This window comes from Candidatus Limnocylindrales bacterium, from assembly GCA_035571835.1.
GTDB lineage: Bacteria > Desulfobacterota > Binatia > UBA1149 > CAITLU01 > DATNBU01.
Genome location: DATNBU010000024.1, coordinates 78024 through 102313, shown reverse-complemented (window position 1 = coordinate 102313; position 24290 = coordinate 78024). Strand labels below are relative to the sequence as shown.

Here is a 24290-nt window from a genome sequence, read left to right as displayed (position 1 = left end):
TCGGCCGATGACCGAGGTCTTTATGGACAGGGCGGCGAGCCGCCCGGCGTGTACTGGACGCCGTGGTTGTTGTGGCAGAACGTTTTCGCGCCGCCCTGGCTGATCACGCGGCCCGGTCCCGGCAGTCCGGCCACCGTATTGATCGCCGGGTACTCGGTCGGCGGTACACAGAAGGTCGAGCCCGCAATCGGGAAGCTCGGATCAGGATCGCCAACCGCGACGATCGGATCGAGGAAGCACAGCCTGCGCTGCGACAGCGTGCAGTGATCCCCGTTCGTGCAATCGAAGTTCGAAGCGCATGCGTTCATGCCCGTGCCGTCGATGCGCAGCAGGCCGTCGCAGTAGCCCTGGTCCGGACCGACGGTGCATCGGCCGTTGAAGCCGTCACCGATGTCCTCGCACAGGCCGCTCGTGCACTTGTTCGGCTGCGGGATGTCTCCGAGGCCCGGCGACGAGCACGTCGAGAGCGTGCATGTCCCGCCCGGCTGCATGCCGCAGTCGGCGTTGGTCGAGCAGCTTCGGGTGGCCGCATTCGAGCACTTCGTCCCGCTCAGCAGCGTGCAGGTTCCCGTATTGACGAGCGTGCAGTCGCTGTTCGTCGTGCAGTTGAACGTGACCGGATCGTTGTAGTTCGAACAGAAGCGGCCCTGCGTGGTGCACTGGGCGTCCGTTGAGCAGCCCCTGGTCTTGTCCTTGGAGCACTGCATGCACGGGCACAGATCAGTCCCGGGGCCAGCAGCGTCGCAGTCCAGAGTCGACGGCAAGGTCGACGTGCCCGTCGTCTGCTCGAGGTCGATGACGAGGCCCGTTCCCGAGACGTTGGCTCCATCGCTCGGCATGCAGTCGAGGCTGTAGGAGCCTCCGCCGGGAAGCTGCGCCACGCCGCCACTGGTCCTTGCCGGGAACGTCGCGTTGGTCGCGGTCGCATCGCACGACAGCCCGCCGTTGATGCCGCCGCTGCACGTACCGCCCCGGAGGCCGTCGCCCGCGACGGGGTCGTAGGAGCCGCACGTACCGCCTGGCGACGGCGTCACGCAGTCCGTGTTGTTCGCGCACACCTTGGTCGGGCTCTGGCTGCACTTGCCGCCGCAGACCGGACACGGCTTGGCCTGCGTGATGCCGAGATAGATGCGCGTGCGCAGATTGGCCGTGATGTCGCCCGAGCCGAGGTCGACGTTGGCCGTACCGCTGATGTCATTGGCGAAGCGGTTGACGACGCACACCGCCGTGCCGGCCGAGTTGAGCGGGAACGGAGCGCCGAAGAAGCACTCGCAGCCCGCGTGCCCGGAGCACGTGCCGATGCAGTCGGCGTTGCTGTCGCAGAACGTCCCGTTTCCGCACTTCTTCTTGAAGTTCGGCGCGGTCGATGTCGAGCAATTGCCGTAGTTCGCCGGGGTAATCGGAGTATGGCAATCCGCGTTCGTCGCACAGGTATAGGCGACATTACCCGAACAGCGGCCGGCGCATGACGGGAAATTACAGTCCGTGTTGCTCGCGCACGTGTTGCCGTTGACGCCGGATCCGCCGACGCACGCCGGGCATTGGCTCGCCGAGGGCGCGAACGGATCGTCACAGACCGTCCGCGAATTGTTCGAGCAGCGGCAATTGTCCGTCGATGGATCGATACCTCCGATCGTGCATTCCCCGCACGCCGGGGCAGGACCCGGACAGACGAGCGTCGCCCGCGTCACCACGCCGTCGTTGATGTCGGAGTTGTGCGCGTTGCCGGTCCAGCCGCTGTCGAGGTCGGCAACCGTCGTGCAATAGCCGATCGACGTGTTGCACGTCCGCGGGAACGTACAGTCGGTGTTGCTCGTGCATGGGTCCAGACTGTCGCGCGAGTAGAGGGTCAGCTCGCCGAAATCCGGACACTTCGGATCCTGCAGGCCCGGGATCGTCGTGTTGGTCGTCGAGGTCGTGGACGTGGTGCTGGTGGTCGTCGTCGTAGTGGTCGTGACGACGCCGGTCAGATCGAAGAACTCCGGACCGAGCTCCTGCGCGGACGACTTGGCGGCATCGCACACGCACTGGGCGAGATCGAAGTCCGTCAGGTGATCGGCGCACGCGCCGAGCGTCGCGTTCGGCAGCTCGACGTCCGTGCACGTGTCGTAGACCGGCCAGAAGCACGAATCGTAAAGGTCAGTCGTCTCGAAGCCCGCGTTCGCGCAGGTGGTGATGCCGGTGGCACCGTCCTTCTCGGCGTTGGACTGGCACTTGGTGATCGCCTTGAGAATTTTGTTGTAGAACTTGCTTCCGCTCTTGACGATCGCGGAATGGCACGCGGCTTCGGGATCGGTGAGCGGCGGAGAGCTCGGGCTGCCGTTCGCGGTCTCGCTGAAAGACTCACTGTTGTTGTCGGTCAGGCACGAGAGACAGTCGACGACGTCGGAGAAAGTCGCGATGGCCGGAACCAGGACGTTGCACGGAGCCGGACAATTCTCGTACGACACGGCGGCCGGAGTTACACCGACGCACTTGGAATTGACGGTCGACTCGAACTTGGTTTGCGCCGCGGGAACCTTGTTCGCGGAATCGGCCATGTCGATGTCGTTGCAGTCGGTGCCGCTGAGGGACGCATCGGCATCGCGTTTCTTGTGGCACGTGGTCATCGCCTTGAGCGCAGTCTTGGCGTACTTGTCGCCGGACTTCGAAACCGAAGTGCGGCACTTCTGCTCGACGGTCGTAAAGGCGGAGGCCGGTGACGGAAGGGATGCCGCCGCGAGGCCGGCGGCGAGCGTCATCGAGACGAAGAAACGGGTACTGGTAAGCATGGGAAGGCTCTCCTCACTTTTTCCGGCTGGCGTTCGCGCGGGAATACTTCTGGAGCCGGCCTGTCAGGACGCGACTCCCCGCATCATTCCTAACCGTCCGAAGCGACCGTTAGCAAGCGTGCATCTCGTTGAAACGTCCTGCAAAAGCTGAGGATTTGAGCCGCCGTTCAGGCTTTCCATCGCGCGTCACATTTTGACTCTCCTGCGCGACGCGATGACAGTCGCGCACAATGGACCCCATCCGAAGCGTCGATGCGCGAGGACTGCGCTGCCCGGTCAACTGGGCCAAGGCGAAGAGCGTGCTCGAGATTGTCGCTCCGGGCGATCAGATCGAGGTGCTCGTCGACGATCCGCGCTCGGAGCGAGATCTACCCGCGGCCGCCGAAGCCGAGGGCTACGCTGTGCTCAGCGTCGAGGCACTGCCGACCCATTTGCGCATCGTCATCGAGAAATAGCCCGCTGCGCGACTACGCGCTGGAGTCGTTCCGTGACTCCGCAAGCCGGCCGGAGAACAGCTGAACGCGTTTTCAGGCGGAGATGAAAATCGCCGGTTTCAGGTTCAACGCACTGCTCAGTTCTGCCCGGTCGCGGGGGTCCACATCAGCTGCACGTTGACGACGTTGATCAGGTCGGTCTGGCCATACGGACCGGTGACTTTGTCGGTGTACGAATTGTGATCGTCGAAGATCCGGTCGCTCGAGCTGTCGACGCGATATTCGGCGCGCAGCACCACGCCATCGACGATCTCGTAGCCGCCGGTCAGCGTGAAGCTGACGATGTTCTCGTGATTGCGCCGTTCGAAATTCTTGTTCGTGCCTTTCTGATCGGTCCAGGAAAGGCGCATGTCGCCGCTCCAGTGTCCGAATGTCGCCCCGCCGTAGCCGGTTACGTCGCCGACCGTCGCATCGAGCGGCGCACGCGAAGCGTTGTGAGAGTGACCGTCGCCGTCGAACCACGTGCCTTCGAGCCCGTAGCGCCAGTGGTCGCGGCTTCCGGAGATCAGGCCGTTCAGCTCGACCTTGCGGACCGAGTCTTTCTCATCGCTGTAGATTGCGCTCAGCCGCAGGTCTGCGCCCGGGATTCGTGAGCCGATCGACGCGATCACGCCGTATTCGTCGTCGGGATTGTTCTGATCGTTGTCGCTGGTGTGAAAGCCGTTGACGACCGCCGCCATCATGCTCACCGGACCGGCTACTCCGGCAATGGCAGCGCCGTCATGACTGACCGGCTGGTAGAACCACGCACGCGAGCGGCTGATGTTGGGGTCGGCCCACGGCTCGACGACTTCATAGCCGATCGGCGTCGGTATGCGTCCTGCCGAGAACACCGCAAAGCCCGCATCGACGGCCAGGTACATCTCCTGAAGCGCAGCCTCGTCGCCGATGTCGTTGTCGACGACCTCGGACCAGTCGCCGAAATCGAATTTGGCTCCGTAGCTGACGATGCTGCGGGTTCCGCTCACGCCGATCTGTACGAGGTCGATGTTGAACGACTCCTCCGACTCGCCGTCTGCGTATGTCTTCCTGTTCTCGTCCGTGTTCTGTTTTCGAGGCTGATTGATGTCGACGTCAAACGATACCGACGACCCGAACGTGAACGTCGGCCCGGTGTCGTCCGCAAGCGCGACGGTTGCGCCCGCCAGCAGAAAAACCGCAGAAATCCCGGTAGAAACAAGCGATTTTGCCGACGGCATTGCGCCACCGTGCCAGCCGGACTCACGGAGGTCAACGCGCCCCGGTGCGCATCCTCGCTGGTCGGCTTACGGTCGTCGCTCGGACTGCAGCAGGCGAAGCGCCGCCGAGATACCGAGACAGATGCTGCCGAGTATCAGTCCCGCCGGTGCGGATGACCATGCGCCGGCCAGAAGCAGCATGTGACGCGGCTCGGCCATCTTGAACTCCGTCGTGTAGAGCACGTTGCCCGGGTACTTCTCGAGCGCCCTGGCCGCGTCGTAATAGGTATCGTCGCCGACGACGCCGAACGTGCACCAGATCGAACCGGCGATGCCGAGCACACAGAGCGCGATTCCAAGCATTCTCAAATACCGTGCCACGAAGACTCCTCTGTCTTGTCCGGCGCGCTGCCGCCGGGACCGGATCTGTTCACAGTTCGAGCCACAGCACCATCGGCAATGCGTCGGCGCGCCGGCCGACCCATTTCACGCTGGGAACCTTGTCGGCGCTCACGCGCTCGAATCCGCAGCGTTCGAAGAACGACGCCGCCCGCTGGTTCGACGTGCAGGCGAACAGCGCGCGCAGGCCGGCTTCCTTGGCCACGTCGATCAGATGATCGAGCATCCGGTCGCCGACGCCCTCGCCCTGAAACCTGGTGATCGTGTAGAGGCCGACCACTTCGCCGATGCGCCGGCGTGAATAGGCTTCGGTCTCGAGGCCGCAGACCCCGGCAAGCCTCGTGCCGCCGAACCATGCGCCGTAGCCGGCGAGCAGCAACCGGTGCTTCTGCTCCTCGCTGCGCGGAAGCAGGAAGCCTTCGCGCTCGCCGCGTGCGAGCAGCCGTTCGGCTTCCTGGAAATGCTCGACGCCGAGACGGTCGACGGTGCAGTACTCCTCGGCCGTGACCAGCGTGCCGGTGCCCTGGTACGTGAACAGCTCGGCCTCGACGCCTTCGGCCGTGGTGAGGTTGACCGCCTCGATGCCCGAGCGCACCGCAGCCAGCAACTGCTGGAGCTCGGACAGTCCCCAGTCGCCGCAGTCTTCTTCGGCACGGACGACTCGCGCGAGCGCAGCGGCGTGCACGAACGAGCGTGTGCCGGAGCCGGCATCGAGCCCGCCGCGCTCGTCGACGATGACCACCTTGCTTACGCCGAGCCGGACCGCGAGCTGGCGCGAATACGCCAGCGCGCGAGCGCCGGCGAGACCGCGCGGCAGGTACACGTCGACCCGGCAGTCGTCCATGAGACGTTCCGACAACGGAACGAGCGTGGTCGGGCTCTTCTCGAAATCGCGGCGCGCAAGCCTCAGCGGCCTGAGCCGCCGCTTCCGCGGAAACCGTCGCGCGACCAGGATCACCAGCGTCGGGTTTTCCTTGAGCTCGAGAAGCATGTCCGACGCGTGGCGCTCGAACTGGCGCGCATCCTCGACGTGAAAGAGGATCGCGCGGTGGCGAAAGTCCTTCAGATAGAACTGTTTCTCTGCAGGCTCGGGATGCATCGACGTGAACCGGCGCATACGCGCCGACTGCCAGCGTTGCAAGCGAACGCCTGACGGAAAATCGGGGACAGACACCGATTTCCGAAAATCAGTGTCTGTCCCCGATTTCCTGCAGACCGTTGCAACAGTCGACCCCACGCCGTAGGCAACCGCCATGCGCCATCGCAGGTCGATCCTTCCCGCAGCGCGCCTCGGCGCTGTTCGTTGTGCTGCCGCCGGCGCTATCGTTGTCACAATCCTCGGCGGCGCTGCGGTCGGGGCGCGGGCGGCATCGATCGAAGCGGCGCACGGCGCCGTCGCTGCCGAGCACAGGCTCGCATCCGCGGCCGGCGTCGAGATGCTCGAGCGCGGCGGCAACGCGGTCGATGCGGCGGTGGCCGCGGCTCTCGCGACCGGCGTCGTCAATCCGTCATCGTCCGGAATCGGCGGCGGCGGTTTCCTGGTGCTGTGGGATGCGCGGCGCTCGCGTGCCCGGACGATCGATTTCCGCGAGACGGCTCCGCGCGGTGCGACCGAAACGATGTTCGTGCGCGCCGACGGCACCGTCGACAGCGAAGCCAGCAAGACCGGGCCGCTTGCCGCAGGCGTCCCCGGAGAACTGCGCGGATTCGAGCTCGCACTCGAGCGCTACGGCCGGCTGAAGCTTGCCGACGTCGCTGCGCCGGCAATCCGGATCGCGCGCGACGGCTTCGCGATCGAAGCGCACCTCGCATCGATGATCGCCGCAGGACGCGCCCGCATCGCTGCGGACGCCGGCCTTGCGAGCGTGTTCCTGCATGAAGACGGCTCTCCGAAACGCGAAGGCGAGATCCTGCGCCGCCCGGACCTGGCGGCGACGCTCGAGCGCGTCGTGAAGGTCGGCGTGAAGGATTTCTACGAAGGAGAGATCGCCGCCGACATCGTGCGCACGGTTTCGCTGTGGCACGGACGCGGCATCCCGACGCCGGCGGTGCCGGACAATGCGCGAACGGCTTCGCAGCCCGGTTCGCCGGCCGCTTCAGCGGACAATGGGCGGGCAGCGGGCCCGGACTCGTTGCGACCGGCTGCGCCGGACATTCGGCAAGCGGCGTCCCCTCTCGACGCCACCGACCTGCGCAACTACCGCGCCATCGAGCGCGCGCCGCTGACCATGCGTTATCGCGGACGCGAGATCGTCTCGATGCCGCCGCCGAGCTCCGGCGGCGCGGTGCTCGACGAGGCGCTCGGCGTGCTCGCGGCATGGGACCTTGCAAGCATCCAGCCGCAGAGCCCGACGTGGGCACACCTACTCGCCGAAACGCTCAAATCGGTCTTCGCCGATCGCGCGACGTTCTACGGCGATCCGGATTTCACCGACGTACCGATGAAACGTCTGCTCGGACCGGCGCACGCCGCGGAGATCCGCGCGCGGCTCGACTGGAAGCACGCGTTGCCATCGTCGCAGATCGCTCCGGGCACCGGCGCGGCCAACGACGCCGGCACGTCGCACATCTCGGTCATTGATGCCGACGGCAGCGCCGCCGCGCTGACGACCAGCGTGAACACCGGCTTCGGCGCCGGCATCTCGGTGCCCGGCCGCGACATCGTGCTGAACAACACGATGGACGATTTCTCGGTGCAGCCGGGCAAACCGAACGCGTTCGGACTCGTCGGCACCAAAGCCAACGCGATCGCACCCGGAAAGCGCCCGCTGTCGAGCATGACGCCGGTCATCGTCCTCGACGGAAAGCGAGTGCGGCTGGTCGCCGGCGCGTCCGGAGGACCGCTGATCATCACGGCCACACTCGAGACGCTGCTCGGCGTCGTCGACTTCGGGCTGTCCACCGATGCCGCCGTCTCCGCGCCGCGCATTCATCACCAGTGGCTTCCCGACGTGCTGATGCTCGAGCCGGGAATTCCCGACGATACCCGGCGCGCGCTCGAGCGCGCCGGTCACAAGATCATTCCGATGCCCGCCAAGGCATCGGTGCAGGCTGTCGAGCAGTCACCGGCAACAGGCGCACGCGTGCTTCATGCGACGAGCGATCCGAGGAAAGGCGGCGTACCCGCGGGGTACTGAGCTGGAGAGCCTGGAGCGGTCAGAATACGACGCCGCTACATTACAGCGCCATCATACAGCGCCATCATCGACGGGGCTTCCGGCAGCCACCGCGGTTTGCTACGGTCGCGAAGTGGAATCGACGATGAACCGCGCGGCAGGATACTCGTCGAAACAGTACTTCCAGCTCGTCGAGGACGGTCTCCTCGATTCCGACGAGCCTGTTGAGCTGCTCGACGGTCTGATCGTAGCGAAGTCGCCGCAGAACCCTCGACACGCGGCAACAACGTGGAGAATCTCGACGAGGCTCGCGAAGCTGCTCGACGGTCGCGCGATCGTCCGGTCGCAGCTTCCCGTGATCGCCGGTGCGTTTTCCGTACCCGAACCCGATATTGCCGTCGTTCCGATCAGGGATGACGAGTGGCAATCCGAGCATCCCGACGTCTGCATGCTTGCCGTCGAAGTCGCCGACAGCACGCTCGCGCAGGATCGCCTTACCAAATCGCGAATCTATGCTGCAGCAGGCGTCGAGAACTACTGGATCGCGAATCTCCGCTCGCGCCAGGTCGAATGGTTCGCCGATCCCGATCCGGAGCCGCGGGTCTACCGGCAGCGCGGAACCGCGTCCGGCTCCGATCCGTTGCCGCCGACAACCTTCGGGCTCGACCTGTTCGCCGACGAATTGTTTGCGCCCGTGACAGTCGCCGACGCGCGCTAGCTCACGCTGCAGTCTGTTCGGGGGCAGTCGCAAGCCGATAGGCGTGTGTCCACGCCAGCCGCGACATCGGCGCCGTCACCAGAATCCCGACCACAAAGAAAAGCAGTCCGAGAATGTTGAGCATCCCGACCACGAGGACGAGGAGCGCAAACTTTCCCATCCTGCCGTCGACCAGCCGTGCGCTTTCCTTCATCGCATCGACGGCACCGATCGTGCGGTCCACGACCAGCAGCGGAGCGAACATGAAGCGCGTCATGAACACCAGCATGGCGCAGAACGCCGAGAACGCGGTGAAGATGAGGAACACCGCAATCGACGAGTGGTTCTCCCAGATCGCGCCGGCGATGCCTGCGAGGACCGCAACCGCGATCAGGAACGGGATCGAGATCGCAACGAACAGCAGCACGACGCGCAGGAATGGGCCGAACGCCTGGGGATGCCACAGATCGCTCATGCGCGACGTCGCAAGGTCGTCGTGCGCCTTCAGATAGAAAGCGTTGGTACCGACGGCGAGCAGGATCGAAGCCGCGAAGATGACCATTTCGGCCAGCAGCGCGATCGCCGGATTCGCGGAGACGAGCCCGCGCAGCATGCTCTGCGGCACGAACGAGAGCACGCCGACCAGTACCGTGACGCCGACGAGATAAGCCGGCCGCCGTCCGACGGCGTCCCAGCCGAAACGAAGGCACTCGTCGATGTCGAACGGGTTCATGCCGGCTCCAGGCTCAGCCGGCGAAGTCGAACGGCTCCGACAGCATCATCGTCTGGTCGCGGCCGGGCCCGGTCGAAAGGATCCCGACCGGAACTCCGATCAGCTCTTCGAGACGCCTCACGTAGTTGCGCGCAGCGAGCGGTAGATCGTCGAGCGAACGCGCCTCGGTGATCGACTCGGTCCAGCCCGGCATGTCTTCGTAGACCGGACGCACGCGCTCGAAGTCATCGGCGAGCGGCGGAATCGCATCCGTCGGCTTGCCGTCCAGGGTGTATCCGGTGCACAGCCGCAGCGTGTCGATGCCGGTCAGCACGTCGAGCTTGGTCAGCGCGATGGCGTCGACTCCCGACAGCCTGACGCCTTTGCGAACGACCATCGCATCGAACCATCCGCAGCGTCGCGGCCGGCCGGTCGTGGCTCCGAATTCGCCGCCTTCGACTCGCAGGCGCTCTCCGAGCGCATCGGCGAGCTCGGTCGGAAACGGCCCGCTTCCGACGCGCGTTGTGTACGCCTTGGAAATCCCGATCACACGGTTGACGAGCTTCGGGGAGACGCCCGCACCGTTCGGAACCCCTCCCGATCCGGTGTTGGACGACGTGACGAACGGATACGTGCCGTGGTCGACGTCGAGCAGCACTCCCTGTGCGCCTTCGAACAGCACGTTCTTGCCCGAGCGGATCGCCGCGTCGAGGAACGCGGACGTATCGGTGACCATCGGCGCGAGCTTGCGGCCGCATTCGACGAGCTCGTCGATCATGCCGTCGAAATCGAGGCGCTCCTGCGACAGCACCGCATGAAGATAATCGTTCTTGTCCTCGAGCACCGCGCGCAAGACGCGCGTGAAGTGCTCCGGGCACACCAGGTCGGCCATGCGCACGCCGATGCGCGCCGACTTGTCTTCGTACGCAGGACCGATGCCGCGACCGGTGGTGCCGATCATGCCGGTGCCGCGCTTGCGCTCGCGCGCCTGGTCGATCGCCTTGTGATGCGGAAGGATCACGTGCGCTTCCTGGCTGATCAAGAGCGAGCGCTCGCCGGCGAGGAAGCCGCGCTTCCTCAGCGCGTCGATTTCCTTGAGCAGCACGGTCGGATCGACGACCACGCCGCCGCCGATCACGCAGGTCGTGTTCGCATGCAGCGCGCCCGACGGAACCAGGTGCAGCACGGTCTGCACGCCGTCGACGACGAGCGTATGACCGGCATTGTTGCCGCCCTGATAGCGCACGACGACGTCGGCCTGGCCCGAGAGCAGGTCGACGATCTTGCCTTTGCCTTCGTCACCCCACTGCAGGCCGACGACGACCACTGTCTTTGCCGAATTCTTCACCCGCCGATTCTCACAGCTTGACCATCTGCGCGGAGGTCACGTCCTGAAGGCTGCGCAGCTTGTCGAGCTGGCCGGCGTTCAGCGGCGAATCCACATGGTAGAACGCCACCGCCTCTCCGCCAGGCCCCGAGCGTCCGAGCGAAAGGCCGGCGATGTTCACGTTGTGCTCGGCAAGGAACGTACCGAGCCGGCCGACCACGCCCGGAACGTCGCGGTTGTGAAGGATGAGGATGTTGCCTTCCGGTACTGCCTCGAGAAAGAAATCGTCGAAGCGCACGAGGCGCACGATCTTGCCGCCGAACACGGCGCCTTCGATGCGGCGCGACTGGTCGCCGCGCTTGAACGTGACCGACACCGAGTTACTGAAGGCCTTGGAGTCGCGGTTCTTGACCTCGGTGATCTTGACGCCGCGGTCCTTGGCCAGAAACGGCGCATTGACGGCGTTCAGCGGCACGTCGAGCACCGACGACAGCAGCCCCTTGAGCACCGCCGCATTGACCGGGCGCACGTCGAGGTCGGCCACTTCGCCGTTGTACGAGATGACGATCTCGTTCGGCGCGCAGCCGGCGAGCTGGGCGTGCAGGCAGCCGATCTTCTCGCCGAGCGAGACGTACGGTGCGATCGCACCGGCGGCCTCGGCCGACAGCGACGGAACGTTGATCGCGTTGCGGATCGTGCCGTCGGCGAAGAAGTCGCGGATCTGCTCGGCTACCGCGATCGCAACGTTGAGCTGGGCTTCGCCGGTCGACGCGCCGAGATGCGGCGTCGCGACCACCTTCGGATGCGTGACGAGCGGATCGTCCTTGGTCGGAGGCTCGGTCGCGAACACGTCGAGCGCCGCGCCGCCGACGTGCCCGGCGTTGAGGGCGGCGAGCAGCGCGGCCTCGTCGATGATCCCGCCGCGCGCGCAGTTGATGATGCGCACGCCCTTTTTCATCTTCGCGATGGCGGCTTCACCGATCAGTCCGCGCGTATCGGCCGTCAGAGGCGTGTGGACGGAGATGAAGTCGGCGCGAGCGTACATCTCGTCGAGCGACACGAGCTCGATGCCGGCGCGTGCAGCCGCATCGGCATTGACGAACGGATCGTAGCCGATCACGTTCATCTTCAGGCCCTTGGCGCGATCGGCGACGATCGCACCGATGTTGCCGAGCCCGATCACGCCGATCGTCTTGCCGGTGACTTCGATGCCCATGAAATCGTTGCGCTTCCACTGCCCCGCGCGCAGCGTCGCGTTGGCCTGCGGAATGTCGCGGGCGCACGCGAGCATCATCGAGATCGCGTGCTCGCCGGTGGTCACGTTGTTGCCGCCGGGCGTGTTCGCGACGATCACGCCGCGCTTGCTGGCCGCTTCGACGTCGACGTTGTCGACGCCGATGCCGGCGCGGCCGACGATCTTCAGCGACGTTGCGGCCTCGAGCAGATCGGCGGTCACCTTGGTGCCGCTGCGGATCACGAGGCCTTCGTACTTGCCGATGATCTTCTTCAGCTCATCGGGCGGAAGACCGGGGTTGTTGTCCACCTCGAGTCCAGGAGCCGCCTGAAGAATTTCGAGACCCTGCTTGTCGAGCTTGTCGGAAACCAGAATTCGCGCCACGTCAGCCTCTCTCTTTCTCGTTCATGAGTTGCGTGGACAGGTGAAAAACCTGTCCCGATGCTTCAAGCATACATTTCGAGCAGCACTTCCTGGGCTGCGCCCGGTCCGCGACCGAGCGGAACGTCCCTTCCAAAGTGCCGCAGTGCCATTTCCATTGCCGACAGTCCGACCACCACGTCGAACGTGTCAGCGTAACCGATGTGGGCAAGCCGCAGGATCTTCCCCTTGAGCTTTCCCTGTCCGCCCGCGATCGTGACGCCGAGGACGTCGCGCACGTATCTGGTGATCGCGCCGCCGTCGATTCCGTCGGGAACCCACACTCCCGTCACGGCCGGGCTCGGCGCGGCCGGTGCGAGCAGGCGAAGCCCCATCGTCTCGATTCCGCGCCGCGCGGCTTCGGAAAGAATCCGATGTCGGCGATAGACCGCGGGCCATCCGCCGTTGGTCTCGACCATCCGGTAGACGGCGTCGAGTCCGTACAGCAGCGTCACTGCCGGCGTGTACGCGCTGGTGTTTTCGTCGAGGCTCTTGCGGGCCTTGGCGAGATCGAAGTAGTAGCGCGGCAGCTTTGCCTTCGCGTTTGCCTTCCACGCTTTCTCGCTGAGCGCGATCAGCGCAAGGCCGGGCGGAAGCATCAGCGCCTTCTGCGAGCCGGTCACGAGCACGTCGATGCCGGTACGGTCCATCGGGCAGTCGAGCACGCCGACCGACGTGATCCCGTCTACGATCAGCAGCGTATCGGTGCCGCGCGTAAGCTTTGCGATCTCCTCGACAGGGTGCAGCGCGGTCGTCGATGTTTCGCTGTGCTGGATCATCACCGCGCGCGTCCCGGGGCTCCGCCGCAGCGCGTCCGCGACCAGGCCGGGATCGACCGGCGTTCCCCACTCGACGTCGATCTCGTCGACCTCGAGACCGTACGTGCGCGAGATCTCCCCCCAGCGCTCGCCGAATTTTCCGCCGCTGACGACAACCACGCGGTCGCCCGGCGAAAGCGTGTTCGTGACCGCGGCTTCCATTGCGCCGGTTCCGCTCGACGAGAGCGTCAGCACCGGTCCGTCGGTACCGAACAGCCGCGCGGACGCATCCGACACGCGCCGGAACAACTCGCTGAACCCGGGCGTACGGTGCAGCACGACCGGCGATGCCATCGCGAGCAACACCTCGGGAGGAACCGGAGTCGGTCCCGGCGCGAGCAGGTACTTCTTCAGCATGGGTTCGAGCGGGGGAAAGAGGCCGTGAGCTTCGTCCGCAGAGACGTACGCCTCGGCGGCCTCGGATCTCCCGACGTCGGATATTCCCGCCCCCTCCGGATGTCAACAAACCGCCGCCGCGACTTGACACCTGCTCATGCTGCGAAAAAGGTGCGCTTTCGTTGAGTTCCGCCGCTCCAATACGAGCCGCTGCGTGCTGTGCAGGTCCGCACGGTCCGGCAAAGGTTCCGATGATCCGGACGCTCCCGACCGCGCACTGATGACACACGGATTTTTTCACCAGCGCCTGTTCCGGCTATCGCGGAATTGCTGCCGTTTGTCCGGATCGAGCCTTCGACGAGGCGACGGCCGCTCGCCGCGCTCGCACAAGCGGCTGTTCGCCCTGCTGGCCGTGACCATCGTGCTCGCGGCCGTGCAGGCTCGTGCGCAGGATCCCGCCGACGATACGGCCGGAACGCAGCGCGAAAAAAAGGAAGCTTCCGGACGAGCGCCGGTCGCGATACCGGCGCCCGGGCTGATGCACTCGCGTCCGGCAAAAGACGCGCTCGCTGCTCCATCGCCCGAGGTCCACCATCCGACCAACGGCATGGCAGGCGCCGATGCGACCGCCGCCCGGATCGTCGAGCGCATGCTCGGAGAGATCAGCCGCACGCAGGGCGAGCCGAGGCGCCTCAGCCTTACCGAAGCCGTGCGTTTCGCGGTCGCGAACAATCCCGGAATCCGCGCGCAGGGAGAGATCCCGAATCGCGACGCGTGGGAGCCGTTCGGCGCGACCGAGCCGTTCGATCCGAAAGTGCACGCGAACGTCGTCGGCAGCGACATCCGCGCACCGTCGGCCAGCTCGCTCACGTCGGGAACCAGTCCGGTCTTCAACGAACGGGCGATTCGCTCGGGCGCGTCGCTCTCGAAGCTGTTCCGAAGCGGAGGCTTCATGGACCTGACCTGGAACAACCAGGCCGTCCACACCAATTCCCCGTTCTACGGTCTCAATCCGCGTTACGACGAGCGGCTCACGCTTTCGTTCCGGCAGCCGCTGCTCAGAAATTTCTGGGCCAGCAACGAGACCACCGCCGTGCTCGTCGCGAGGTCGGATGCCGAGGAGTCGCTGGCGCAGTTCGAAGCGAATCTTTCGCGTTTCGTCTCCGACATCATCGACGTGTACTGGACGTACGAGCAGGCAGCGGCCGAGCTCGAGGTCAGCCGGCGATCGATTGCGCTCGCGCGTGAGCTCGTGCGCGAAGCCCAGGCCAAGGTCGACGTCGGGCTGCTTGCGCCGGTGGCAGTCAAGGAAGCCGAAGCCGATGCAGCCGCACGCCTCGAACGTTCGATCGTCATCGAGAACGCACTGACGGTTGCTGCTCATGACCTGCAGTACAAGGTCATGCTCGGCGCCGCGGCCGGCAAGGCGCCCGAGCCGGTCGTCCCCGTCGAAGAACACGTCGTGACGCCGATCGAGCTCGACCGGCAGTCGAGTCTTCGAACCGCCGCCGAGTGCCGCGCGGAGATCCGTGCAGCGACATACGCGCTCGGCCGCCGTCGCATCCAGGAGAAGAACGAGCACAACCAGCGGCTCTGGGATCTCAGCCTCGTCGGCCACTACGGATTCCTCGGACTGTCCGGCGATGCCCAGGTGCTGCGCGACACGGAGACGGGCGAACCGATCCTTGACGAGAACCAGCGCCAGCAGGTGCGATCGATCTATGGCGGCGGATACGGCGATGCGTTCGACCTGTGGGGAGACGATTTCCACGACTACGCCGTCGGCTTCGAGATCGAGATCCCGTTCGGAAATGCCCGCGCCCGCGCCGACGTCGCGAAGGCCGAAATCGAGGTCCGCCAGGCGTCCCGCGACCTCGAGCAGACGATCTCGAACGTCGCTCTCGACGTGGAGCGTGCACTGGCCGACGTCGAATCGGCGGCCAAGCGCGTCACCGCATCGAAAGCGTCACGCGAGCTTGCCGAAGAGAACGTCCGCAACCAGACGCGCCGCTACGAGCTCGGTGCGGTCACGACGAAGGACGTGCTCGACTTCCAGGAGAAGCTCGCGATCGCGCTTGCATCCGAGGTGCGGGCGATCACCGACCACGCCCGCGCCGTTACCCGGCTCCGCATGGCGGAGGGGACCCTGCTCGCCCGTTTCGGGATCGAGATTCAAAGCCCGAGCGCGCCCGGCAAGCCGTGGTGGTATCTGTTCTGAGCTAGCGGCCGCGGCATCTTCCGCGACATTGCGGGCTGCGACGGCATTGCGGGTTCCGCGACATCGGGCGTATTGTCGCGCGCGTGAAAACCCTTCGGCCGTACCGGTCTTCTCACATCCTTTTCGTCTCCCTGCTGCTCGTGTCTCTGTTCACACCGTCGGCGCGTGCCGCCGCGGTTACGGTGCAGGAGTTCTCGCCGCAGGGGATCGTCAAGCAACCGCATCAGGTCACCGCGCGATTTTCAGCGCCGATGGTTCCGTTCGGCGATCTTCGCGACCTCGCACCGCCGTTCGTCATCGACTGTCCGGCCAAGGGCTCGAGCCGCTGGATCGATGCAACCAACTGGGTTTACGACTTCGAGAAACCCGTCGCCGGCGGAGTGCGCTGCACGTTCACGCTGCGTGACGATCTCAGGTCGACGAGCGGAAGCCCGGCCGGCGGCAAACGAGCCTTCGCGTTCTCGACCGGCGGGCCCGCCGTCATTTCGATCACGCCGACGCCGGGCGAGTACGAAGGCATCGACGAGCAGCAGGTCTTCCTGCTCGGTCTCGATGCCGACGTCGACTTCGCGCAGGCGCAGGGCCGGATCGGATTCTACGTCGACGGCCTTCCCGGACGCATCGAAGCCGACAAGGTCGAAGGCGCGGATCTCGATGCCATTCTTGCAACCTTGTCGTCGTGGTCGCGCCCGTCGCCGCCGATCCTCGCGATCCGGGCGCGACGCACGTTTCCGAACGACAGGAAGGTGCGCCTGCAGTGGTCGGCCGGCATTCGCTCGACCAGCGGCATCGCGACCGACAAGCCCCAGGTCTTCGAGTTCAAGACGCGCTCGCGATTCGACGTCGAGCTTTCGTGTACTCGCGAGAATGCGCGCGCCGGCTGCGTGCCGATCAAGCCGATCCGGCTCAATTTCACCGCGCCGATTTCGCGCGAAGCGTTCGATGCGATCCGGCTGAAAGGACCGGACGGAAGCGAGCAGAAGCCGAAGCCCGCCGACGACAGCGACGGCGAAATCACCACGGTGATTTTTCCCGGACCGTTTTCCGAGAACGCGGCGTACACGGTCGAGCTTCCGCGCGACCTTCGCGACGATGCCGGCCGCGTGCTCGAGGCGCCCGCGCTCGTTGCAAAGACCGGAGCGATGCCGGTGCTCGCCAAGTTCGCGGCGCCGTTCGGCATCGTCGAGCGCAATGCCGAGCCGGCGCTTCCGGTCACGCTTCGCAACATCGAGCAGATCGTACCGGGCACGCGCGCTACCGCGGCAGCGGTAGCCGACGGCACCCCGCCGGTAACGGGCGTCGACGTGCGCGTGAGCGCGGACGATCCGGCGCGCATTCTCGGCTGGCTGCGCCGGCTCGGCGCCGTCTCGAGGCACCATTCGATCTTCGAGTTCCCCAAAGTCGCACCAGCGAAGACTGCGCCCGGCGCGGCGCCGGAGCCCGAAACGCGGCGTCTCGAGACGGCCGGCGAAAAGACGAGCTTCACGCTTCCGAAACCGCTGCCTTCGAAAGAGACCGAAGTCGTCGGCATCCCGCTCGAGAGGCCGGGCCTGCATATCGTCGAGCTCGCAAGCCCGATGCTCGGCGCGGCGCTGCTCAGCACCGGGCGCACGATGTACGTCGCAGCGGGCGTGCTCGTCACCAACCTTGCGGTGCACTTCAAGTACGGCCGCGAGAGCTCGATCGCATGGGTGACCACGCTCGACACGGCGTCCCCGGTCGGCGGCGCGCGCGTCACGGTCAGCGACTGCAACGGCAAGGAGCTCGCGTCCGCGGAGACAGGCGCCGACGGTGTCGCGCGTTTCCGCATGCTGCCGAAGCAGACCGACCTGCCGAGCTGCTGGAACGACGGCGCGGCCGTCGAGCCGCAAGGGGAAGAGACGGACGTCTCGTACGACTACACGTCGTCGCCGGCGATATCCGGGCTCGATTCCGGGCTTCTCGTGGTCGCGCGCACCGCCGGCGACATGAGCTTCGTGCATACGTCGTGGGGCGACGGCATCGAAGCGTGGCGCTTCCACGTTTCGGGCGGCGAATGGTCCGGCGGCGGTCCGGCGCTGCGCACCGTGTTCGACCGGCCGCTCTATCGCCAGGGCGAAACCGTCCACATGAAGCACGTGCTGCGCACGCGCACGATCGCATCGGGATTCGAGATTCCGCCGGCGGACGCACGATCGGTCAAGGCTACGATCGAGCACACCGCCAGCGGCCAGTCCTATCCGATCGAAGTCGCGTTCGACGATCAGGGTCTGGCCGCTGGCGAGTGGGCCGTGCCGGCCGGCGCGACGCTCGGCACCTACACCGTGCAGTTCACGGCCGGATCATCCGTCGTCGAATCCGGAACGTTTCGCGTCGAGCAGTTTCGCGTGCCGCTGATGCACGGCGACGTGATCGTTCCGCCGACGCTTCCCGCCCGGCCGAAGTCGGTCGACGTCGACCTGTCGGTTCGCTACCTGTCGGGCGGCGCAGCTTCGGGCCTGCCGGTGGTGCTGCGCAGCGAGCTCGTGCCCGGCGCGTTTACCGCGCCCGACGATTACGAAGGCTTCACGTTCGCCGCGGGCCCGATCGAAGAAGCGGCGCAATCGGACGACTGCGAGGAAGGAGACTGTGACGGCGAAGGCTCCGGCGAGCCGGTGTCGCGATCGCTTCCCAAAAAAGAGCTGACGCTCGACGCTGCCGGCGCAGGCCGCGTCACGCTCGCGGACCTGCCGGCCATCGATCGGCCGACCGACCTCGTCGTCGAAGCCGAGTTCCGCGATCCGAACGGCGAGACCGTCAACGTCGCGACCACGCGGACTCTGATGGCAGCTTCGCGCGTGCCCGGCCTCCGCGTCGAGGACTGGCTCGATACCGGCGAGACGCTGCATCCGCAGGTGGTCGTGCTGACGACCGACGGAAAGCCGTCGGCAGGTACGCCGGTCCGTATCGAAGCCGCGTCGCGCCGCTGGCTGTCGCACCGCAAACGCCTCGTCGGCGGTTTCTACGACTACGACAACACGTCGGAGACCAGACGCCTCGGCGTGCTGTGCGAAGGCCGGAGCGACGCGCAGGGCCGCTTCCGGTGCGAGGCCAAGGCTCCCGCCGACGGTCAGGTCGTGCTCGAAGCCATCGTCACCGACCCCGAAGGCAACACCGCCACGACGCACTCCGAAGTCTGGGTCGGCGAGGAAAGCTCGGGCTTTGAAAATCACGCGGGCGATCGCATCGAGCTGGTTCCGGAGAAGCGTTCGTACGAACCGGGAGAAACGGCGCGGCTCCAGGTCCGCATGCCGTTTCGCGAAGCGACCGCGCTCGTCACCACCGAGCGCGAAGGTGTCGGTCTCACGCAGGTCGTCCATCTCACCGGTGAGAATCCGGTCGTCGAGGTTGCGATCGGCGGCGACGAGGCCCCGAACATTTTCATCTCGGTGCTCGCCGTGCGAGGTCGCGTCGGCGACGTTCAGCCGACTGCGCTCCTCGATCTCGGCCGGCCGGCATTCAAGCTCGGGCTGACCGAGCTCACCGTCGACTGGAAGACCCATCGCCTGGCCGTGGACGTGAAAAGCGACCGCGAGCTGTACCGCACGCGCGAAAAAGCCAGGGTGCACGTGCGCGTGCGCGATCCGGAAGGAAGGCCGCCCGAGGCCGGCAGCGAAGTCGCGATCGCCGCCGTCGACGAAGGCCTGCTCGAGCTTTCCGAAAACCGCAGCTGGAACCTGCTCGATGCAATGATGTCGCACCGCAGCTGCGAGGTGGAGACATCGACCGCGCAGGGCCAGGTGATCGGCAAGCGGCACTTCGGCAAGAAGGCACTGCCGACCGGCGGCGGCGGCGGCAACGGATCGACGCGCGAGCTGTTCGACACGCTGTTGTTCTGGTCGCCGCGCGTCAAGCTCGACGCGGCCGGCGAAGCCGACGTGGAAGTGCCGCTCAACGATTCGCTGACGTCGTTCCGGATCGTCGCGGTCGCGACGGCCGGCGCGGGCCAGTTCGGCAAGGGCAGCACGACCATTCGCGCGAACCGCGAGCTGTCGATCCTGTCGGGCCTTCCGCCGCTCGCGCGCGAGCGCGACGAGCTCGGAGCCGAGTTCACGGTGCGAAACACCGGCCAGAGCCCGCTCGTCGTGCGCGCGTTCGGAAGCGCCGAAGCAAACGGAAATGCCGGCAAGGTCGACCTTCCCGCGCAGGAAGTTGCCGTCGGCCCGGGCGAGTCGCGCGTGCTCGTATGGCCGGTCAAGGTTCCCGCCGGTGCGAGCGAGCTCGTCTACAGCATGCGCGCATCGGCCGCGCCGGCCGCCGAAGACCTGCTCACGATCCGCCAGCGGATCATTCCGCGTGAGCCGGTGCGCGTCGTGCAGTCCACGCTCGCGCAGCTCGACGGTTCGATCTCGATGCCGGTGCGGGCGCCCGCCGATGCCGATACCGGCGCTGCCGGAAGCGGCATCGTCGTCAGTGCCGCCGCATCGCTGGCTGCAGGCGTCGCGCCGCTGAAGGACTGGCTCGCGCACTACCGGTACTCGTGCCTCGAGCAGCGCGTATCGATCGCAATCGGACGCGAAGACGACGACGCGTGGCAGAAGATCATGGGCGAGCTCGGCACGTACATCGACGGTGACGGACTGCTCGGGTACTTCCCCGGCCAGACGCCGGGCGACGACCGCCTGACGGCATACGTGATCTCGATCGCGACGGCAGCGGGGCGCAAGATTCCGGAAGAGCTCCTGACGCGCATGAAGGACGGACTCGTCGGCTACGTGAACGGCAGCGTCGTTCGCCCGTCGTGGCTGCCGCTTCCGGATCTTTCGCTGCGCAAGCTCGCCGCCGTCGAAGCGCTCGCGCGCATCGGCGCCGCCGATCCGGCGATGCTCTCGACGATCGCGATCCAGCCCGAGCTGTGGCCGACGTCGAGCGTGCTCGACTGGTGGAGCATCCTTCTTCATCTGCCGGTCGGCGCCGGTGCAGCGCAGCTGCCGGCGGCCGACAGCAAACGGCGCGCCGCCGAAAGAATCCTGCGCGCGCGGCTCGACCTGTCGGGCACGACGCTCGTCTTCACGACCGAAAAAGACGACGCGATCTGGTGGATGATGGCGGGTCCGGATTCGAACGCCGCGCGCCTGCTGCTGCTCGTGGCCGAGCGCAACCTTTGGAAGGAAGACGCGCCGCGGATCCTGCGCGGCCTCGTCGCGCGCCGCAAGGACGGAGCGCTCGACACGACGGTCGCCAATGCCTGGGCCGTGCTCGCGATGCGCACGTTCGAAAAAACCTACGAGAGCGAGCCGGTCGCCGGCCGCACCACCGTCGCGCTCGCCGACCAGGCGCGAGCCATCGAATGGTCCGTGCCCGAGCCCGCGCCGGTCACGCTGCCGTGGCCGCCGGCGGAGGCGACGATGGCGGTCGCGCAGCAGGGCAGCGGCAAGCCGTGGATCACGACGACGTCGCGCGCAGCAGTCGCGCGTACGGCTCCGGTCGCCGCCGGATACCGCATCACGAAAACGGTTCGTGCGATCGATGCGCGCACGCCCGGCAAGTGGAGCCGCGGCGATCGCATGGGCATTCGCCTCGACATCGACGCGCAGCGGCCGATGTGGTGGGTCGTCATCGAGGATCCGCTTCCGACCGGCGCGTCGCATCTTGCCAGCGGCCTCGGACGCGCAGCGCCGCCGCCGCAGCTTTCGTGGTCCGACTGGATCCAGCAGATGAAAGACGGCGTGCTGTGGCCGCGCTACGTCGAGCGCAGCCACGAATCATGGCGCGCGTACGTCGAGCAGATGCCCGACGGTCACGCGTTCATCGAATATGCGATCCGCCTCAACCAGGCCGGCAGCTTCCACCTGCCGCCGACGCGCGTCGAGGCGCTGTATGCGCCGGAAGTGTTCGGCGAGGCCCCGAACACCGACCTCATCGTCGAGCCGTAGCATGCGACGAGCTCTCTACTGCACGCTTGCCGTTTCGCTGCTGATCGCGGCCGGCGTGTTCCAGTGGAGCATCTCGCGGGTGCGCGCGCTTCCTTCTTTCGAGCAGGTGCGCGGCGCGTGGTGCCCGTCGGACCTGCGCGTGCTCGACCGGAGCGGCGAGGTGCTGCACGAGACGAGAACGGATCCCGCCCGGCGAAGGCTTGCGTGGACGGCTCTCGCGGAAGTTTCGCCGTCGTTCGTCGACGCCGTCGTGTTTTCGGAGGACCGGCGGTTTTCCGAACACGGCGGCGTGGACTGGCGAGCGATCCTGGCGGCTGTACAGCAATGGATCGACGGCAGCAGCCGGCGCGGCGCAAGCACGATCACGATGCAGCTCGCGGCACTCCTCGACCCTTCGCTCGCACGCGGCAGCAGGCGGACGGGCGCAGAGCGCGGCGAGAGCCAGCGCGATGAGAGGATCGGCGAGAGCCAGCGCGATGAGAGGTCCGGCGCGAGCCAGCGCGACGAAACCTCCGGCCGAAGCCAGCGCGGTCCAATCGAAAAATGGCAACAGATGCGCGCCGCATGGGCTCTCGAACGCGCGTGGACCAAGGACGAGATCCTCGAGGCCTACCTCAACCTCGTGCCGGTGCGCGGCGAGGTCGAAGGCGTTCGCGCTGCGGCCTACGCGATCTTCGCGAAGGCACCGCATGGCCTCACTTCGCAGGAAAGCAGTGCGCTGGCCGCGTCGATCCGCGCGCCCAACGCCGCGGCGGCCGAGCTGCTTCCGCGCGCGCGGCGCGTGGCAGCACGCTTCGATGCCGATCCGGCGGCCGTCGAAGAAGCCGTGCGGCGCGTTGCGAGCACGCCCGACTCGCAGGGCCCGCGCACGAACCTCGCACCGCATGCTGCGAGACGCCTCGTCGCCGGCGCACCGGCATGCCGCGACGTAGAGTCGTCGATCGATGCGCGCGTGCAGGCGCTCGCCGTCGAGTCGCTGCATCGCCGCCTCAGCGATCTCCAGGACCGGTCGGCAGGCGACGGCGCGGTGCTGGTCGTCGACAATGCGAGCGGACAGGTGCTGGCTTATGTCGGATCTGTCCGCGGGCTTTCGCGCGCGTCCGACGTCGACGGCGTCCGCGCGAAACGGCAGGCGGGATCTTCACTGAAGCCGTTCCTCTATGCGCTCGCGCTCGGGCGCGGGCTCGTCACTCCGGCGACGCTGCTCGAGGACGAGCCGCTCGAAGTTCCCGTCGACGGCAGCCTGTATCGTCCGGCCAACTACGACGGGAACTTCCGCGGGCTGGTGTCGGTGCGCACCGCGCTGGCCGCGTCGCTCAACATTCCGGCGGTGCGGATGCTGATGCTCGCGGGCGAAGACTCATTCGTCGCAACGCTTCGGCAGCTCGGATTCGACGGCGTCACGCAGGGCGGAAGCTGGTACGGCCCGTCGCTCGCGCTCGGTTCGGCGGACGTCAGCCTGTGGGAGCTCGTCGGCGCGTATCGGGCACTCGCCAACCGCGGCAGTTGGAGCCCGCTCACTCTGCGTCCGGAAAACGCGCGCGAGTCGCGAGCGGTGTTCGACGAGCAGACGGCGTGGCTCGTCGGCGACATCCTCGCCGACCGCGAGAGCCGCGCGACGACGTTCCATCTGGAAAACCCGCTCGCGACGCGCTTCTGGAGCGCCGTGAAAACCGGCACGAGCAAGGACATGCGTGACAACTGGTGCATCGGCTTTTCGAGCCGCTACACCGTCGGTGTGTGGGTCGGCAATTTTTCGGGCGAGCCGATGCACGACGTCAGCGGCACCACCGGCGCCGCACCGGTCTGGAACGACGTGATGGGCTATCTGCACGCCGACGTCGCGAGCGCCGCGCCGGCGATGCCCAACGGAATCGTCGACGCATGGACTGCGTTCGCTCGCGACGCCGAGCCCGCGCGCAGCGAGCATTACCGCGCCGGTACGCAGCCCGATGTCGCGACCGATGTCGCGCAAGATATCGCGGCCGAGCCCCTCGACGACTGGCCGCGCATCGCCGCGCCGGCCGACGGCAGCCGCTTCGCGATCGATCCGGACATTCCGAAAGAGCGCCAGCGCATTCCGCTCGTGGCACGCTCGGCAACCGCGCAGACGGTCTGGCGACTCGACGGCCGCGAGCTCGGCCACGCCGCGACGCCGCTGATGTGGGAACCGGTGCGCGGGCAGCACGAGCTGGTGCTCGCGGATGGTGCGCAGACGTACGGTGTCGTGCGGTTTCAGGTGAAGGGGACGGAGCGGGAGTGAAGCAGCGTCGATGAAGCTGTTACTCCGCCAAGCGTATTGTTGCGCGGTAAAGAGACGTCCAGCAGGGTGTTCGTTGTGAGAGAAATGCTCTCGAGTCGTCATGGCGACGGACGAGCCTGATTCGCGCGGCTAGATCCCGGCTCGCGTCGACCGGCTGGTGTCGATGCCACTACCGGCGATGGGCTTGTTGTTGCGATGCGCCGCACGCCAGCGCGGCGACGTCCGTGCTGCACGAACATTCCCCGGGGAATGTTGGCGATGCTGCCGGGTCCGAACGCTTTCGTCGGATCATACACGCGCGGCGTCGGACGCCCGCGCGCGGCGTCGGGTTCCGTCGGACGCACGCGCGCGGCGTCGGGTTCCGTCGGTCGCACGAGCGCGGCGTCGGGCGCGGATCCCGGCCGGCTATGCTA

At 66.7% G+C, this 24290-nt stretch carries 14 protein-coding genes; 6 read left to right on the top strand and 8 right to left on the bottom strand.

Annotated features, from left to right (window positions below; genetic code table 11):
* Window positions 1-20: 20 nt before the first annotated feature.
* Complete coding sequence (locus tag VN634_09985) at window positions 21-2771, bottom strand: hypothetical protein (GenBank protein HXC51201.1); 2751 nt, start codon at window positions 2769-2771, stop codon at window positions 21-23.
* Window positions 2772-3001: 230 nt separating this feature from the next.
* Here VN634_09985 and VN634_09980 point away from each other — a divergent pair, with 230 nt between their 5' ends.
* Complete coding sequence (locus tag VN634_09980; GenBank protein ID HXC51200.1) at window positions 3002-3226, top strand: sulfurtransferase TusA family protein; 225 nt, start codon at window positions 3002-3004, stop codon at window positions 3224-3226.
* Window positions 3227-3342: 116 nt separating this feature from the next.
* Here VN634_09980 and VN634_09975 read toward each other — a convergent pair whose 3' ends face one another.
* The 3 genes from VN634_09975 to VN634_09965 form a co-directional block, all read right to left on the bottom strand.
* Window positions 3343-4464 carry an outer membrane beta-barrel protein gene (locus VN634_09975; protein HXC51199.1) on the bottom strand — a complete coding sequence of 374 codons (1122 nt, stop codon included), beginning with the start codon at window positions 4462-4464 and terminating at the stop codon, window positions 3343-3345.
* Window positions 4465-4530: 66 nt separating this feature from the next.
* The gene (locus VN634_09970) at window positions 4531-4812 is read right to left on the bottom strand and encodes a hypothetical protein (GenBank protein HXC51198.1); all 282 of its coding nucleotides are present in this window, start codon (window positions 4810-4812) and stop codon (window positions 4531-4533) included.
* A 61-nt stretch (window positions 4813-4873) separates the two neighbouring features.
* Window positions 4874-5983: a GNAT family N-acetyltransferase gene (locus tag VN634_09965; protein ID HXC51197.1), complete on the bottom strand. Its 1110-nt coding sequence runs from the start codon at window positions 5981-5983 to the stop codon at window positions 4874-4876.
* Window positions 5984-6095: 112 nt separating this feature from the next.
* On the opposite strand from VN634_09965, the gene VN634_09960 reads away from it, so the two are divergent.
* Together VN634_09960 and VN634_09955 are read left to right on the top strand one after the other, a co-directional pair.
* Window positions 6096-7979 carry a gamma-glutamyltransferase family protein gene (locus tag VN634_09960; GenBank protein HXC51196.1) on the top strand — a complete coding sequence of 628 codons (1884 nt, stop codon included), beginning with the start codon at window positions 6096-6098 and terminating at the stop codon, window positions 7977-7979.
* A 124-nt stretch (window positions 7980-8103) separates the two neighbouring features.
* Window positions 8104-8676 (top strand): Uma2 family endonuclease, encoded by a 573-nt coding sequence (locus VN634_09955; GenBank protein HXC51195.1) that lies wholly within the window; start codon window positions 8104-8106, stop codon window positions 8674-8676.
* Between the two features lies 1 nt (window position 8677).
* Here the strand turns inward: VN634_09955 and VN634_09950 are convergent, their stop codons facing one another.
* From VN634_09950 to VN634_09935, 4 genes are all read right to left on the bottom strand, one after another.
* Window positions 8678-9388, bottom strand: coding sequence for a hypothetical protein (locus VN634_09950; protein ID HXC51194.1), 711 nt, complete (start codon window positions 9386-9388; stop codon window positions 8678-8680).
* A gap of 13 nt (window positions 9389-9401) precedes the next feature.
* Window positions 9402-10715 (bottom strand): adenylosuccinate synthase, encoded by a 1314-nt coding sequence (locus tag VN634_09945; protein HXC51193.1) that lies wholly within the window; start codon window positions 10713-10715, stop codon window positions 9402-9404.
* Window positions 10716-10725: 10 nt separating this feature from the next.
* Window positions 10726-12312, bottom strand: a complete 1587-nt coding sequence (gene serA / locus VN634_09940; protein ID HXC51192.1) for a phosphoglycerate dehydrogenase — start codon at window positions 12310-12312, stop codon at window positions 10726-10728.
* 62 nt (window positions 12313-12374) lie between these two features.
* Complete coding sequence (locus tag VN634_09935) at window positions 12375-13523, bottom strand: alanine--glyoxylate aminotransferase family protein (GenBank protein ID HXC51191.1); 1149 nt, start codon at window positions 13521-13523, stop codon at window positions 12375-12377.
* A gap of 316 nt (window positions 13524-13839) precedes the next feature.
* On the opposite strand from VN634_09935, the gene VN634_09930 reads away from it, so the two are divergent.
* The 3 genes from VN634_09930 (at window position 13840) to VN634_09920 (ending at window position 23877) form a co-directional block, all read left to right on the top strand.
* Complete coding sequence (locus tag VN634_09930) at window positions 13840-15720, top strand: TolC family protein (protein ID HXC51190.1); 1881 nt, start codon at window positions 13840-13842, stop codon at window positions 15718-15720.
* An 83-nt stretch (window positions 15721-15803) separates the two neighbouring features.
* On the top strand, window positions 15804-21614 hold the full coding sequence (locus VN634_09925) for an MG2 domain-containing protein (protein ID HXC51189.1): 5811 nt from the start codon (window positions 15804-15806) through the stop codon (window positions 21612-21614).
* 1 nt (window position 21615) lies between these two features.
* Entirely contained in the window at window positions 21616-23877 is a 2262-nt protein-coding gene (locus VN634_09920; protein HXC51188.1) for a transglycosylase domain-containing protein, read from the top strand.
* Window positions 23878-24290: the final 413 nt, after the last annotated feature.

Bases quoted from the DNA above. Each gene is read 5' to 3' on its own strand.
- VN634_09950 (HXC51194.1), bottom strand. From the start codon at position 9,388: ATGAACCCGTTCGACATCGACGAGTGCCTTCGTTTCGGCTGGGACGCC.
- VN634_09935 (HXC51191.1), bottom strand. From the start codon at position 13,523: ATGCTGAAGAAGTACCTGCTCGCGCCGGGACCGACTCCGGTTCCTCCC.
- VN634_09920 (HXC51188.1), top strand. From the start codon at position 21,616: ATGCGACGAGCTCTCTACTGCACGCTTGCCGTTTCGCTGCTGATCGCG.
- VN634_09955 (HXC51195.1), top strand. From the start codon at position 8,104: ATGAACCGCGCGGCAGGATACTCGTCGAAACAGTACTTCCAGCTCGTC.
- VN634_09975 (HXC51199.1), bottom strand. From the start codon at position 4,464: ATGCCGTCGGCAAAATCGCTTGTTTCTACCGGGATTTCTGCGGTTTTT.
- VN634_09980 (HXC51200.1), top strand. From the start codon at position 3,002: ATGGACCCCATCCGAAGCGTCGATGCGCGAGGACTGCGCTGCCCGGTC.
- VN634_09960 (HXC51196.1), top strand. From the start codon at position 6,096: ATGCGCCATCGCAGGTCGATCCTTCCCGCAGCGCGCCTCGGCGCTGTT.
- VN634_09985 (HXC51201.1), bottom strand. From the start codon at position 2,771: ATGCTTACCAGTACCCGTTTCTTCGTCTCGATGACGCTCGCCGCCGGC.